Annotated in this window: 9 protein-coding genes and 3 pseudogenes; 3 read left to right on the forward strand and 9 right to left on the reverse strand. The window is 72.8% G+C overall.

Annotated features, from left to right (window positions below; all coding sequences use genetic code 11):
* Window positions 1-43: 43 nt before the first annotated feature.
* A pseudogene (ectB, locus tag KQY30_RS28015) lies at window positions 44-1,336 on the reverse strand (diaminobutyrate--2-oxoglutarate transaminase); the annotation flags it as partial.
* 107 nt (window positions 1,337-1,443) lie between these two features.
* Window positions 1,444-1,986, reverse strand: a pseudogene (gene ectA, locus KQY30_RS28020) (diaminobutyrate acetyltransferase); the annotation flags it as partial.
* A 449-nt stretch (window positions 1,987-2,435) separates the two neighbouring features.
* Here ectA and KQY30_RS28025 point away from each other — a divergent pair.
* On the forward strand, window positions 2,436-3,539 hold the full coding sequence (locus tag KQY30_RS28025) for an amidohydrolase family protein (protein WP_217309229.1): 1,104 nt from the start codon (window positions 2,436-2,438) through the stop codon (window positions 3,537-3,539).
* 307 nt (window positions 3,540-3,846) lie between these two features.
* A complete protein-coding gene (locus tag KQY30_RS28030; protein WP_217309230.1) occupies window positions 3,847-4,815 on the forward strand; it encodes an SCO1860 family LAETG-anchored protein in 969 nt (322 codons plus the stop codon).
* Between the two features lie 104 nt (window positions 4,816-4,919).
* Here KQY30_RS28030 and cobC read toward each other — a convergent pair whose 3' ends face one another.
* A complete protein-coding gene (gene cobC / locus KQY30_RS28035) occupies window positions 4,920-5,990 on the reverse strand; it encodes an Rv2231c family pyridoxal phosphate-dependent protein CobC (protein WP_217309231.1) in 1,071 nt (356 codons plus the stop codon).
* 425 nt (window positions 5,991-6,415) lie between these two features.
* Window positions 6,416-6,778: pseudogene (locus tag KQY30_RS36755) on the reverse strand (cobalamin biosynthesis protein); the annotation flags it as partial.
* 123 nt (window positions 6,779-6,901) lie between these two features.
* Here KQY30_RS36755 and KQY30_RS28045 point away from each other — a divergent pair.
* The gene (locus KQY30_RS28045) at window positions 6,902-7,819 is read left to right on the forward strand and encodes a ZIP family metal transporter (protein ID WP_217309233.1); all 918 of its coding nucleotides are present in this window, start codon (window positions 6,902-6,904) and stop codon (window positions 7,817-7,819) included.
* A 65-nt stretch (window positions 7,820-7,884) separates the two neighbouring features.
* Here KQY30_RS28045 and KQY30_RS28050 read toward each other — a convergent pair whose 3' ends face one another.
* The 5 genes from KQY30_RS28050 to KQY30_RS28070 all read right to left on the reverse strand — a co-directional run bounded on the left by KQY30_RS28050 (window position 7,885) and on the right by KQY30_RS28070 (window position 14,980).
* Complete coding sequence (locus tag KQY30_RS28050) at window positions 7,885-9,297, reverse strand: cobyrinate a,c-diamide synthase (RefSeq protein ID WP_217309234.1); 1,413 nt, start codon at window positions 9,295-9,297, stop codon at window positions 7,885-7,887.
* Window positions 9,291-9,890 carry a cob(I)yrinic acid a,c-diamide adenosyltransferase gene (gene cobO / locus KQY30_RS28055; protein WP_217309235.1) on the reverse strand — a complete coding sequence of 200 codons (600 nt, stop codon included), beginning with the start codon at window positions 9,888-9,890 and terminating at the stop codon, window positions 9,291-9,293. The genes KQY30_RS28050 and cobO overlap by 7 nt, the downstream gene beginning before the upstream one ends.
* Window positions 9,890-12,181, reverse strand: coding sequence for a magnesium chelatase subunit D family protein (locus KQY30_RS28060; protein WP_217309236.1), 2,292 nt, complete (start codon window positions 12,179-12,181; stop codon window positions 9,890-9,892). The genes cobO and KQY30_RS28060 overlap by 1 nt, the downstream gene beginning before the upstream one ends.
* A gap of 79 nt (window positions 12,182-12,260) precedes the next feature.
* Window positions 12,261-13,889: a cobyric acid synthase gene (locus KQY30_RS28065; protein WP_217309237.1), complete on the reverse strand. Its 1,629-nt coding sequence runs from the start codon at window positions 13,887-13,889 to the stop codon at window positions 12,261-12,263.
* Window positions 13,886-14,980, reverse strand: coding sequence for a cobalamin biosynthesis protein (locus KQY30_RS28070; RefSeq protein ID WP_254407355.1), 1,095 nt, complete (start codon window positions 14,978-14,980; stop codon window positions 13,886-13,888). Before KQY30_RS28070 ends, KQY30_RS28065 begins: the two co-directional genes overlap by 4 nt.
* Window positions 14,981-15,001 lie beyond the last annotated feature (21 nt).

Raw genomic sequence — 15,001 nt, forward strand, 5'->3', positions numbered from 1 at the left:
CCGTACCGCTTCCGCGGCTCGTACGGCTGCCGTTGCCCGTACGGCCTCCGCGGCCCGTGCCGTTTCCGCCGCCGGCGCTCTCGGCGCAGATCGACGCCAGCGCGCGCTCCACCTGCTCACCCCGCGCGATGGTCTGCTTCTCCATCTGCCCGTCCGCCCAGTACGTGGTGAGCGCGGCGGCGGCGGTGACGAAGGCCGGGTTGTGGCCCCGGAAGGTGCCGTTGTGCTCGCCCGGCTCCCAGATGTCCAGCTCGGGGCGGAACAGGCAGAGCGACATGGGCAGCCCGTACCCGCTGATCGACTTCGACAGCGTGACGATGTCCGGTGTGATGCCCGCCTCCTCGAACGAGAAGAAGGCACCGGTACGGCCGCACCCCATCTGGATGTCGTCGACGATCAGCAGCATGTCCTGGCGCCGGCAGAGATCGGCCAGCGCCCGCAGCCACTCGGGGCGCGCGACATTGACGCCGCCTTCGCCCTGGATGGTCTCGACGATCACCGCGGCGGGCTTGTTCAGGCCGGAGCCCTGGTCCTCCAGCAGCCGTTCGAACCACAGGAAGTCCTCGGTCTGCCCGTCCAGATAGTTGTCGAACGGCATCGGGGTGCCATGGACCAGCGGTATGCCGGCCCCGGCGCGCTTGAACGCGTTGCCGGTGACGGCGAGCGAGCCCAGTGACATGCCGTGGAAGGCGTTGGTGAAGGAGACGATCGACTCGCGGCCCTTCACCTTGCGGGCCAGCTTGAGGGCGGACTCGACCGCGTTGGTGCCGGTCGGCCCCGGGAACATAACCTTGTACGGCAGGTCGCGCGGCCGGAGCACCACATGCTGGAAGGACTCCAGGAAGGCGCGTTTCGCGGTCGTCGCCATGTCGAGGCCGTGGGTGATGCCGTCACGCTCGATGTAGTCGATCAGCGCGCGTTTCAGCACCGGGTTGTTGTGGCCGTAGTTGAGTGCTCCGGCGCCGGCGAAGAAGTCGAGGTAGCTGTGGCCGTCCTCGTCGGTGAGGCGGCTGCCCTGCGCCCGGTCGAACACGGCGGGCCAGCCGCGGCAGTAGCTGCGCACCTCGGACTCAAGAGTCTCGAAGACGCTCAGTGCGGGCGGGGTGATGGTCACAGGAATCTCCTGCCGATGGGGGTGACCGATGGAGGTGGGGGGAGGGACGGGCGGGGGCGTGCCGGTGCGCACTCGACCCGGGTGCCGGCTCGTACCCGTACGGCTCGGGCTCTCGTTCCCGTACGGTTCGGGCCCACGGCTCCGACGTGCGGCGTTCGTGCGACGGCTGACTGGCGCGGAGCTCTCGCGTACGGCTGAGGGGCGGCTCGGCCGGCTCGGCATGGTCCGGTGGTGGCCCGGTGTGCTCAGGGCGTGGGCCGGGAGTGCCCAGTGGGCCGGGGCCGGGAGGCCCGCGCGGGACCGAGCCGCGCGGGCCCGGGGAGCGGGGAGAGCGGACCGATCCGGTACAGCACCTCCGGCTGGTGCGCCCCGTCACCGTCCCCGTCCGGGAACATCCCTCCGTCGAAGAGGACCTCGCGCTCCAGCACCGCGCCATGGCGCGCGGCGAACGCGGTGAACAGCCGGTCCGAGGCCGCGTTGTCCGGGGTCACGGTCGTCTCGATCGCCGATACTCCGAGCCTCCGCACCACCCGGGCGGTCAGCGCGTCGAGCAGGGTGCCGGCCAGCCCGCGCCCCCGCCGTTCCCGGTCGACGGCCACCTGCCAGACGACCAGTGCGGCGGGGCGCTCGGGACGTATGTATCCCGTGACGAAGGCGATCGGTACTCCTCCGGCGCCACGGGCGACGACGGATGTGGCGGCGAAGTCGCGGCACCACAGCAGGTAGCTGTACGAGGAGTTGAGGTCCAGGACCTCGGAGTCACGGGCGATACGCCAGATCGCGGCTCCGTCCTCCACTCGTGGGGCGTCGATCGTCAGGGATGGGGGGAATTCGCTTCGGGCGCCTGCAAAGTCTGCTTGTGCGGCGGTCATAGGTATTGAATTTACCCAGCGAAAACAAAAGATGCATCTTGAGCAGGGGTTGGGCAAGCAGCGGACTTGTGTTATCGCGCGTACGCGGCTGCCCCTGCGTATCCGGGTAGAGCTGGGTAGAATGTGCGCAGATTTCCGGGCGATACGGTGCCGATTCGGTGCCACCTGTGGGGTCGGTCACATCTCCGTAACGCCTGTGAAATCGCGGTGTTTAGGGTCGGGGAAAGCGGGCAGGCGAATGGGGGAAGCTGCCCGTGATAAATAACCCGCGCTCTTTTGTGATTTTCGGTGTGTGCGTATTCGATATTCAAGCGCGGAGCAAGGCCGGAGCAAGAGCAGGACAAGAGCAGGAATTTATGTCGCCCGCGATTTCCGGGCCGCCGGTCCCGGCCGGTGGAAGGGGCCCACGGCCTCTTCCGGTGCCGCCCGGGCCTCGTACAGTGCTGCCCATGAGCGATCACACGGTGCTGCGGGTGAAGGGGCGGGTGCTCGTCGGACCCGAGGAGGTCAGGGACGAGCTGTGGGTGGTGGGCGGCAGGATCACCTACGAACGCCCGTCCGGCGCGGCCGCCCGCGATGTCCGTACGGTCCAGGGCTGGGCGCTGCCCGGTCTCGTGGACGCCCACTGCCATGTCGGTCTGGACCACCACGGTGCCGTCGACGCCACGACCAGCGAGAAGCAGGCGCTCGGCGACCGGGACGCGGGCGCCCTGCTGCTGCGGGACGCGGGATCGCCCGCGGACACCCGGTGGATCGACGACCGCGAGGATCTGCCGAAGATCATCAGGGCGGGCCGCCATATCGCCCGTACCCGCCGTTACATCCGTGATTTCGCCCATGAGGTCGAGCCCGAGGACCTGGTCTCGTATGTCGCCCGGGAGGCCGGGCGCGGTGACGGCTGGGTCAAGCTCGTCGGCGACTGGATCGACCGCGACGCGGGCGATCTGACCGCCTGCTGGCCGCGCCGCGAGGTCGAGGAGGCCATCGCGGAGGCGCACCGGCTCGGCGCCCGGGTCACCGCGCACTGCTTCGCGGAGGTCGCGCTGCGCGATCTCGTCGAGGCGGGGATCGACTGTGTCGAGCACGCGACCGGACTCACGGAGGACCTCATTCCGCTCTTCGCGGAGCACGGTGTCGCGATCGTCCCGACCCTGGTGAACATCGCGACGTTCCCGCGGCTCGCGGCGGGCGGCGCGAGCAAGTTCCCGCGCTGGTCGGCGCATATGAACCGGCTGTACGAGCGCCGCTACGACACCGTGCGCGCGGCGTACGACGCGGGCATCCCGGTCTTCGCCGGTACGGACGCGGGCGGCGGGCTCGCCCATGGACTGGTGGGCGCCGAGGTGGCCGAGCTGGCGAAGGCCGGTATCCCGCCCGTGGACGCGATTTCGGCGGCGGCCTGGGGCGCGCGGCGCTGGCTGGGCCGGCCGGTGCTCGACGAGGGCGCCCCGGCGGATCTCGTGGTGTACGACGAGGATCCGCGGGCGGACGTACGAGTGCTGACCGCGCCGCGCCGGGTCGTGCTGAACGGGCGCGTGATTGACGGAGCGTGACGCGGGGGCGGCCGGTGTCGTTGAAGTGCCTTATGCGCGCTCGTCGGCCGCCCTTTGCGCGCGCTTCGGTGAGGGGCCGGCGTACGCCCCCTGACCTCGTCCGACCGTGTTGCCGGTGGGGCATTGAAGAACGCATGTGCCACAAGAATCGAATATGGGCCCGGAAACCCCACTTTGGAGTGAACTCACCCCAGGTGTCTGCCAGTTCACTCTTCGTGCGTAAAGATTCCGGTGTCTCGGTCGCCACCGCCGCGTGTCCCCGTTCGGCGGGCCGGCGACGCCAAGTCTCTTGTGGGGGTTCCACATCGTGAACAGCAATACCTTCCGCATGCCCGTACGCCGGTGCGCCGGTGTCATGGCCGCCGCCGCGCTGGCGGCCGGGCCCGCGCTCCTCGCCGTACCCGCGCAGGCCACCGAGGGTCCGGGCAGCGGTACGGGCGGCGCGGGCAGCACCGGCGAAGGGCGGGCGAGCGCGGTCGTACTGAAGACCGGCCTCGATGTGTCCCTGCTCAACAAGACCGTCCGGGTGCCGCTCAGGGCCGCGCTCAACGAGGTGCAGGCGCCCGCCAGTTCGGAGAAGACCGCGCTGACCGTCACGCTGGACGGCGTCGACGGCGGCCGGCCGGTGAGCGTGCTCCGCGCCGATACGGCGACCGCGAAGGCGACGGCCGACGCGGGCAGGGCGGAGGGCTACACCAACCTCGCCCATGCGAAGGTCCATGTCCCCGGGCTGCCGCTGCTCTCACTGATCGAGATCCAGGAGGTCACCTCCAAGGCGGTCTGCGAAGCGGGGAAGCGGCCGGTCGCCGAGTCGAATCTGCTGGGCCCGGTGACGGTCCTCGGCAAGCGGCTCACGCTCTCGACGGCCGGTACGACCCGTGTCGAGGTGCCGGGCGTGGGCGAGGTGACGCTCGAACTGTCCAGGACGAGCACCACATCCCGTACGGCCGCGGCCGCCGCGCTCGAACTCAGCGTGTCTCTGAACCCGCTCAAGCTGAATGTCGCGGAGGTCGAGGGTACGGTCACGCTCGCCGGAGCCACCTGTGAGTCACCGGCGGCACCGGCGGCGCCGGAACGGCCGGTCGACCGGGCCGTTCAGCCGGAGCAGCCCGAACAGCCGGATCTGAAGCCGCAGTCCGCGGCGGAGCCGGCCAGGCCGAACCTCGCCGAAACGGGCGGCAACTCCATGACGCCCTGGCTGGCGGGCGGTGCGGCCCTGCTGGTGACGGCCGGCGGCGCGACCCTGGCCCTGACGAGGAGCCGCGCGAGGCGCTGACCCGGTCGGTTCTCAGGCGCCGGACGGGCTGAGCAGTACAGCAGTCCGTCCGGCGCCGGGGGACCTCCTCAGCAGCCCTCTCGGCAGCTCAGCGGCTCGGCAACTCAGCAGCCCACCGCCGTCAGCGACTGGTCCAGGGCCTGGAGGAAGCGGTTCGTCGTGGTGCGGTCGCGGACCGCCAGACGCAGCCAGTCCGTGTCGAGCCCCGGGAACGTGTCGCCCCGGCGGGTCGCGAATCCCAGGGTGCGCAGCCGCGCCCGTACCGCGTCCGCCCGGGTCATATGGGCGAGTACGAACGGCCCCCGCGCCGCCTCCACGGTCCGTATCTCCTCGAACTCCGCCAGCCCGGCCAGCAGATGGGCGCGCTCCACCGCCGTCCGGCACGCCGCACGCTCCGCCTCCGCGAGCGCGTCGGGCGACATGCACGCCTCCGCCGCGGCCAGCGCCGGTGTCGAGACCGGCCAGAGCGGCTGGGCCCGCCCCAGCGCGGCCACCGTCTCCGGTTCGGCCAGGACATAGCCGATCCGCAGCCCCGCGAGCCCCCAGGTCTTGGTGAGGCTGCGCAGGACCACCAGGCCCGGCACATCCGTACGCCCCGCCAGCGCCTCCGGCTCGCCCGGCACCGCGTCCATGAACGCCTCGTCCACCACCAGCGTCCGGCCGGGACGGGCGAGCTTGGCTATCGCGTCGGCCGGGTGGAGCACGGAGGTCGGGTTCGTCGGATTCCCGATCATGACCAGATCCGCGTCCTCCGGAACCGCCCCCGGATCGAGTACGAAACCGTCCGCCACACCCAGCAGCACCCGTCGTACCGAGTGCCCCGCGTCCCGCAGCGCCGACTCCGGCTCGGTGAACTGCGGATGGACGATCACCGGCCGCTTCACCGGCAGGGCGCGGGCCAGCAGCACGAACGCCTCCGCCGCGCCCGCCGTCAGCAGCACCCGCTCCACCGGCAGTCCGTGCCGCGCCGCGACCGCCGCCCGCGCCGCCCGCCCGTCGGGGTACGCGGCGAGCCCGCAGAGCGAGTCGGCGATACGGGCGCGCAGCCACTCCGGGGGAGTGCCCGTACGCACATTGACCGCGAGATCTATCAGCCCCTCCGCACCGTCCCGCATCTCGACATCGCCGTGATGGCGCAGATCATGGAGATCACCGCGCGTAGACATGGCGGCCATTCGGGTGATCGCCGGACATGGATATGCCCATGCCGGACACGGAAATGGACGCGCGGGCCCGGCAGGGCCGGTGCGGGCGCGGCCCCCGCGTGTGGGGCGCGACGCTCTCGATGGGCTGGTCGACGCGGGTCACCGGGCTCCCTTCCGAATGCCACCGGGGTACCGGGGCGTCATGGCACGGCGCGTGGTCGCGCGTGCCCGCTGTTCTTTACCGTCAACGGTTTTCGTCGGTCAACTGTTCACCGATGGCAGCTTGTCGCCACTGTCGGCCGGACGCTCTCATCAACCGGCCGCATTCGTCCACTGTTCTCTCTCGTCGACCGGCCGTTGTCATCGGCCGTTCTCTGTCGTCGGCCGTTCTCTGTCGTCGACACCGACATCATCTCCGCTCCCGGCGGTTCCACTCCGCACCGGCCCCTGTACGCCACCGCACAGGTGACCGCTGCCGGTCGGCCCTCGGGACGCGACGTCCGTTTCGGTACGAGGAGTACGCCCCCGCCCGCGAGCGCGGCGGCCTCCGCGACCGACGCCGTCCCCACCGCCGCCAGCGGCGCGCTCGACGGATGGGGTACGGGGATGTCCGCCAGCAGAGCGGCCGCGTACCCCCGTACCGGCAGGCCCAGTTGTCCGGCGGCCCCGGCGATCGCGGGGGCATCGGCCTTGGTGTCGACGGTTGCCAGCTCCACGACCGAGCCCGGCGCGAGCCCGGCGTCCCGCAGGGTCTCCTCGATCAGCCCGAGCACTTCCCCGACGGAAGCGGCCCGGCTCGCACCGACCCCCACCACCAGATCCCGGTCTGCGGGAGGCGCGAGTCCGGGCGCGGGCACGCGTACCGGAAGCGCCCCGGGTCGCGGCGACGGCGCGGGTCGCGGATGTGCGGAAGGGCCGTCCGATCGGCTATGCAGGGGCGCATGGCCGTGTTCGTCGCGCTCGGCGCGTTCCTCATGACGCTGTTCGGCGGCTGGACGGCGCAGCGCGTCACCGACCGCCGCCATCTCGTACTGGGCCTGGCCGGGGGCCTGATGCTCGGCGTCGTCGGACTGGATCTGCTGCCGGAGGCGATGCGTGCCGCGGGGCAGGAGTTCCTCGGTGTGCCGCGGGCGCTGCTGCTCTTCGTGGGCGGCTTTCTCGTAGCCCATCTGGTGGAACGTTTGCTCGCGGTTCGTCAGGCCTCCCACGGCGCCGCCCCGCAGCGGAGCGCCGCGCACGAGGGGCCTGTACCCGAGGCGGTCCCGCCCGGGGCCGTTCCGTACCCCGCGGTCCGTCGCGAAGGCCCCGGCGCGGCCCGCAGCACTGTTCCCGGCGCCGCGCCCCGTAGCGGCGCCGCGCCCCGTAGCGGCGCCGTGGACCGGAGCACCGCCCGTGGCACCATCGGCGGCCCCGCTGTCCGCGTGCCCCAGATCGGGCTCACCGCCGCGGCGGCCATGGTGGGCCACAGCCTGATGGACGGGATCGCCCTCGGCGCCGCCTTCCAGGTCGGCGGCGGCATGGGCGCGGCGGTCGCCCTCGCCGTCACCGCGCATGACTTCGCCGACGGCTTCAACACGTACACGCTCACCAGCCTGTACGGGAACGACCGCCGCAGAGCGGTCCTGATGCTCGTCGCGGACGCGGTCGCGCCGGTCCTCGGCGCCGCCTCCACCCTGCTGTTCCACCTGCCCGAGGAGGTGCTCGCCGGCTATCTCGGGTTCTTCGGCGGGGCCCTGCTCTATCTCGCCGCGGCCGAGATCCTGCCCGAGGCGCACCACGAGCATCCCGCCCGCTCCACCCTGCTCTGCACGGTCCTGGGCGTGGCCTTCATCTGGCTGGTGGTCGGAATCGCCGGCTGACGCGACCGGGCTCGGTGACAAGGCAGCGCTCGCGTGCGGGTCAGTGCCGGCCGGCAAGCCAGGGCTCATACCGCGCACCGCGCCATGAATTCCGCGCACCGCGCCACGAACCGGTGTGCCATCTCCGGCGCCGCCGCCCAGTGCGTATGCAGATAGCTCGCGTGCACACCCCGCTGTACGAATCCCTCCACCCGGCGGTCCGGGTGCACCACGCCCCAGGCCGGAGCGTCCCCGGCGCCCGGTTCCAGCACCGTACGGTGGAACTCGTGCCCCCGCACCCGGGTCCCCGCCCGCGCCAGCGCGCTGTCACCGACCGCCACCGCCTCCCGGTAGCCCAGCGTCAGCCGCTCCGACATCCGCGCGTCGGCGGCCAGCACCCCGCACATCGGCTTCCCGTCCAGCGACCGCGCCAGATAGAGCAGCCCGGCGCACTCGGCCGCCACGGGCGCTCCGGCGTGCGCCAGCTCCGCCACCGCCTTCCGCAGCGGCTCATTGGCCGACAGCTCAGGCGCGTACACCTCGGGAAAGCCGCCACCGATCACCAGCCCCCGGGTTCCGGCCGGGAGCCGCTCGTCCCGCAGCGGGTCGAACGGTACGACGTCCGCGCCCGCGGCCGTCAGCAACTCGGTGTGTTCCGCGTACGAGAAGGTGAACGCGGGCCCGCCGGCCACCGCGATCACCGGCCGCCCGTGCCCCGCGGGAACGGCCGGCGCGCCCGCCGGCTCCCACGCCGTCGTGTCCAGCGCGGGTGCGCTGCGCGCCAGGGCCAGCAGCGCCTCCAGATCGCATCCGGCCCGTACCCGCGCGGCCAGTTCGCGCGTCGACGCGACCGCCTCCGCGTGCCGCTCGGCGACCGGCACCAGACCGAGGTGACGCGAGGGCGTCCCCACCTGACCGGTACGCCGCAGCACGCCCATCACCGGCACGCCCGACTCGTCCAGCGCGTCGCGCAGCAGCCGCTCGTGCCGGTCACTGGCGACCTTGTTGAGGATCACCCCGCCGATCCGTACCTCCGGGTCCCAGGAGGCGAAGCCGTGCACCAGCGCGGCCACGGAGCGGGACTGCGACGAGGCGTCCACCACCAGCACCACCGGGGCCCGCAGCAGCTTCGACACCTGGGCGGTGGAGGCCAGTTCGCCCTGCCCGGACGCGCCGTCGTACAGCCCCATCACGCCCTCGACGACCGCCAGGTCGCAGCCCGCCGCGCCATGCGCGAACAGCGGCCCGATCAGCCCGGGACCGCACATGTACGCGTCGAGATTCCGGCCGGGGCGTGCCCGCCCGCCCGAGGAGACCGCCCGGCCGCCGGAGGAGACCGCCAGCGCGTGATAGCCCGGATCGATGTAGTCGGGCCCCACCTTGTGCGGTGACACGGCCAGACCGCGCTCCGAGAACGCCGCCATCAGCCCCGTCGCGACGGTGGTCTTGCCGCTGCCGGACGAGGGCGCGGCGACGACCAGGCGCGGGACGGTCACCACTCGATGCCCCGCTGGCCCTTCTGGCCCGTGTCCATCGGGTGCTTGACCTTGGTCATCTCGGTGACGAGATCCGCGAAGTCGACCAGTTTCCCAGGGGCGTTGCGCCCGGTGATCACCACGTGCTGGGTCCCGGGACGGTCCCGCAGCACCTCGATCACCTCGTCGGTGTCCACCCAGCCCCAGTGCAGCGGATAGGCGAACTCGTCCAGGACGTACAGCTTGTGGGTCTCGGCGGCCAGATCACGCTTGACCTGCTCCCAGCCCTCGCGTGCCGCCTCCTCGTTGGAGAGCTGGCTGTCGCGCTGCACCCAGGACCAGCCCTCGCCCATCTTGTGCCAGACGACGGGGCCGCCCTCGCCGCTCGCGCCCAGCACCGTCAGCGCCCGCTCCTCGCCGACCTTCCACTTCGCGGACTTGACGAACTGGAAGACCCCGACCGGCCATCCCTGGTTCCAGGCGCGCAGCGCGAGCCCGAAGGCCGCCGTCGACTTGCCCTTTCCCGGGCCGGTGTGGACGAACACGAGCGGCCGGTTGCGGCGCTGGCGGGTGGTGAGACCGTCGTCCGGAACGGTTTCCGGCTGTCCCTTCGGCATTACGCGGCCCTCCTGGTGCGTCCGTTGCCTGCTGCTGATGTGCCTGCTGATGTGCCCGCTGTGCCTGCGGTGCCTGCTGCTGTGTCGGCCTGTTGTACGTCCCGCTGTACGGTCCGGCGTACGTCCCGCTGTGCGCCGCCGCGCTGCGCATCGCCGCGCATGTCCCGCTGCACGTCCCTGACCAGGCCGGCGATGCTGTCGGCCCGCAGCTCGTCGAGGGTGATGGCCGCGCCGCCGAGCGCGGTGGCCAGCGAACCGGCCAGGCCGAGCCGTACCGGCCCCGATTCGCAGTCCACGACCACCGAGGCCGTCCCTTCCGCCGCGTGCAGCCGGGCCGCGCGCTCCGCCAGCGCCACCGGACCCGGGCCGCCCGTCGCCCGTCCGTCCGTCACCACCAGCAGCAGCGGCCGGCGCGCGGGATCCCGCATCCGCTCCACGCGCAGCACGTCATGCGCCTTGAGCAGCCCGGCGGCCAGCGGGGTGCGCCCGCCCGTCGGCAGCGACTCCAGCCGGGCCGCCGCCGCGTCCACCGACGAGGTCGGCGGCAGCGCCACCTCGGCCTCCTTCCCCCGGAAGGTGACCAGACCGACCTTGTCGCGCCGCTGGTAGGCGTCCAGCAGCAGCGAGAGCACCGCGCCCTTCACAGCGCTCATCCGCCGCCTGGCCGCCATCGACCCGGACGCGTCGACCACGAACAGCACGAGATTGCCCTCGCGCCCCTCGCGGGCCGCCTGCCGCAGATCGTCGCGGCGGACCACCAGACCGGGGCCGCTGCGCCCGCGCGCCCGCTGGTGCGGGGCCGCCGCCCGTACGGTCGCGGAGAGGTGCAGGCTGGTCAGGGCGCCCCTGGGGGTACGTGCTCCGGTCGTCCTGCCGTGTTCGGTACGGGCCCGGGAGCGGCGCCCGGCGGCGCCCTCGCCCAGACCCGGGACGCTCAGCGCCTTCGTACGGAACGGCTCGGCGGCCCGTACGGCGGACTGCTCACGCGCACCGGCTCCCGCGCCCTGCGACCGGCCCTGCTGCTCGGCCTCGACGGGCGTGTCGCCCTGCTCCGGCGCGGACTCCCGCGGTGTGTCGGCCCCTTCGGATCCCTGGGGTCCCTCGGGCTCCGGCCGCGGCGGAATCCCGCCGCCGCCCGACCCGTCAGGGCCGCCGTTTCCGGGGCCGTTGCCCGGATCGTCGTCCCCGCCGTCCCCGTCGCCGCCGTCCTCCGGCTTGCCGTCCCCTTCTGCCTTGTGTTCCGCCTTGTGTTCCGACTCTTGTTCCGCCTTGTGGTCCTCTTCCTCGAACTGGCCGAGCGTGTCGTCGAGCTTGTCCTCGTCGAGACCCGGCGCGTCGAAGGGGTTGCGCCGCCGCCGGTGCGGCAGCGCCAGCAGCGCGGCCCGCCGTACGTCCTCGGCGTGTACGTCCGTACGCCCCGCCCACGCGGCCAGCGCCGCGGCCGTCCGCGCCATCACGATGTCCGCCCGCATCCCGTCCACCTCGAAGGCGGCACAGGTCGCGGCTATCCGCAGCAGCGCGGTGTCCCCGAGCCGCACCTCCGGCAGCAGGGCACGCGCCGCCACGATCCGCTCCCGCAGCGCGGTCTCCTCCTCGGCCCAGCGCGCGGCGAACGCGGCCGGATCGTCGTCGTACGCGAGCCGCCGCCGTACGACCTCCACCCGCTGCTCCGGCTCCCGCGAGGCCGCGACCTCCACGGTGAGCCCGAACCGGTCGAGCAACTGCGGCCGCAGCTCGCCCTCTTCGGGATTCATCGTCCCGACGAGCAGAAAACGCGCGGCATGCCGTACGGAGACGCCCTCGCGCTCGACATACGAGGCACCCATGGCGGCGGCGTCCAGCAGAACGTCGATCAGATGATCGTGCAGAAGGTTGACCTCATCGACATACAGCACGCCCCGGTGCGCGTCCGCGAGCAGCCCCGGCTCAAAGGCCTTCACGCCCTCCGCGAGCGCCCGCTCGATGTCCAGCGCCCCGACGAGCCGGTCCTCGGACGCGCCGACGGGCAGCTCGACCATCCTGGCGGGCCGCGACACGCCCGGCCCGCTCCCGTGCGGCCCGTCCGGACAGCCCGGGTCGGGCGCGGCGGGATCGCAACTGAACCGGCATCCGGGCACCACCGCCAGCTCCGGCAGCAGCGCGGAAAGGGCCCGTACGGCCGTGGACTTCGCCGTGCCCTTCTCGCCGCGTACGAGCACACCGCCGACGGCGGGACTGACCGCGTTCAGCACCAGCGCGAGCCGCAGATCGTCCATTCCCACGACGGCGGTGAACGGATAAGGGGTGTTCATATGCTGATCGCTCCTTCGAGTGCGACGATGCCGGTCACGAGCGCGGCTGTGCCGGTGGGCGGCGCCGGTACGGGGGCGATCATGGGGCGCCCGGGGGAATGAAGGGCAGCCCGGCCGGCGCCCCCTCCTCGATCAGCCGCAGCAGCGCGTCCGTGTCCGCGTGCTCCTCGATGAGGTCACCGAGAAGGTCGAGCTGTTCCTCGCGCAGCGCGCCGAAGCTGGTGCCGGGAGCGGGGACGAAACGCCGGCCCGCCGCCCGCGCCACCTCCGTCAGGAAGCGCCGCCGGAACGCGTCGCTCTCCAGCGCCCCGTGCCAGTGCGTGCCCTGGACCGGCCCCATCCGGCAGCCGTCCAGGGCCCGCCCCTCCGCGTCGCGGACAAAGGCGTCGCCTCCCCGTACGTCAGCGACGCCGTGATGGATCTCGTACCCCTCCACCGCCTCACCGAGGGCGATCCCGGACGGTCTGGCCAGGGTCTTCGCGGGCTCGAACCGCACCCGTACGGGCAGCAGTCCCAGCCCCGCGACGGCGCCCGCCCGTGACTCCACCTCGTCGTCGATGTGCTCGCCGAGGATCTGGTAGCCGCCGCAGATCCCCAGCACGGGGCGCCCCTCGGCGGCCCGCCGCGCCAGGGCGTCGGCGAGCCCGCGCTCCCGCAGCCAGGCCAGCGCCCGCACGGTGCCGCGGGTGCCGGGCACCACCACGAGGTCCGCGTCCACCAGCTCCTCGGGCCGGTCGACGAACCGCACCACGACCCCTGGTTCCGCCGCCAGCGCGTCCACATCGGTGAAGTTGGACATCAGCGGCACGGCGCAGACCGCGACCCGGAGCACCTCCTCGCCGTGCGGGGGCGCCGCCGGTGCCCCGCGCACGGCGGCACCGTTCCGGGACACCCGCAGCCCGTCCTCCTCGTCGATACCGAGGCCGTGCCGCCAGGGGAGCACCCCCAGCGTGGTGCGTCCGGTCAGCCCGCGGAGCATCTCGAGGCCCGGTTCCAGCAGCGACACATCACCCCGGAACTTGTTCACCAGATACCCCGCGACCAGCGCCTGGTCCTCGGGGCTCAGCAGCGCGGTCGTACCGAAGAAGGAGGCGAAGACCCCGCCCCGGTCGATGTCGCCGACCACCATCACGGGCAGCCGCGCGGCCCGTGCGATGCCCATGTTCACGATGTCCGTACGGCGCAGATTGATCTCGGCGGGGCTGCCCGCGCCCTCGCAGATCACCGCGTCATGCGTGGCGCGCAGCTCCTCCAGGCACTCCAGGACGGTCCCGAGCAGGGCTTCTTGACGCCCGCCGCGCAGGGCCCTTCCCGACGGCGCTTCGCCATCCGCCCTGTCTGTGTCAATCCCGTTTGTCCCGTCCGTTCCGACTGTGCCGAAGAAGCCCTTGGCGCTCAGCTCGCCCACCGGCCGCCCCATCAGCACCACTTGACTGCTGCGGTCTCCACCGGGCTTGAGCAGCACGGGATTCATCAGCGCGGTCGGCTCCACCCGGGCCGCCTGCGCCTGCATCGCCTGCGCCCGCCCGATTTCCGCGCCCTCGCGCGTCACGAACGAATTGAGCGACATGTTCTGCCCCTTGAAGGGCGCGACCTTCACCCCTCGGCGTACCAGCCACCGGCAGATCCCCGCCGTGACGACGCTCTTGCCCGCGTCGGAGGTGGTCCCGGCCACCAGCAGCCCACCGCCGCGCCCGCCCCGGCTCATCCACGCCCCCATCGGTCCGTCGAGTTGATGGCCGTACGGTCCGCCGCGCCGTGTGCGGAAGCGGAGGCCGAAGCTGAGGCCGAGGCCGAGGCCGTACGGCGTATCGCCCCGTACGCGAACCGGCCCGCGACACAGGCCGCGAGGGCCAGCCCGCTCACCCGGCGCGACAGCCGTACCGCCCGCTCGATGTCGGTCGTCCTCACCGGCCGCCCGTCGCCGTTCAGTACGGGCCGGTGCTCCACCCGCCCGCCGTACGCCAGCGTCCCGCTGAGCCGTACGCCCAGTGCGCCGGCGAACGACGCCTCCACCGGGCCCGCGTTGGGGCTCGGATGCTTCCGAGCGTCCCGCCACACCGCCCGCAGTGCCCCGCGCGGATCGTCACCGGCCAGGACGGCCAGCGCGGCGGTCAGCCGGGCCCCGGGCCAGCCGGCCAGATCGTCGAGCCGGGCCGACGCCCACCCGAACCGGCCATACACGGCCGACTTGTGACCCACCATCGCGTCCAGGGTGTTCACGGCGCGGAACCCCACGAGCCCCGGCACCCCCGCGACCGCGCCCCACAGCAGCGCGCCCACGACGGCGTCCGAGGTGTTCTCGGCGACGGACTCCACGACGGCGCGGGCCAGCTCAGGACCGCTCAGGCTCTGCGGATCGCGCCCGCACAGGTGCGGCAGCCGCTCCCTCGCCAGCTCGATGTCCCCGGCGTCGAGCGCCGCGCCGATGGCACGCGCCTCCCGGCCCAGGGATGTACCTCCGACCACGGACCAGGTGGCCACGGCGGTCAGCGCGACGGACGCGGTACGGCCTGCCCTCGCGCCGCCCGTGCCTTCAGCGGCCCGGGCGGCGAGCAGAGCGAGGCCGACGGCGCCTCCGGCGCACACCAGCGTGTGCAGCGCGCCCCAGCCACGGTGGTTGTGCCACAGCACCCGCTCGACCGCCCCCGCCGCCCGGCCGAACGCGGCCACCGGATGACCCCGGCGCGGATCGGCGAACAGCCGGTCGCCCAGCAGGCCGGCGGTGGCGCCGTACGCGAAGACCCGCTCGGCGGCCGAACCGCCACCGCGCATGGCGGACGAACCGCTGCCAGGCATGGCGACTTGTCCTCACTCAGG

This window comes from Streptomyces sp. GMY02, from assembly GCF_019056675.1.
GTDB classification, from domain to species: Bacteria; Actinomycetota; Actinomycetes; order Streptomycetales; family Streptomycetaceae; genus Streptomyces; species Streptomyces odonnellii.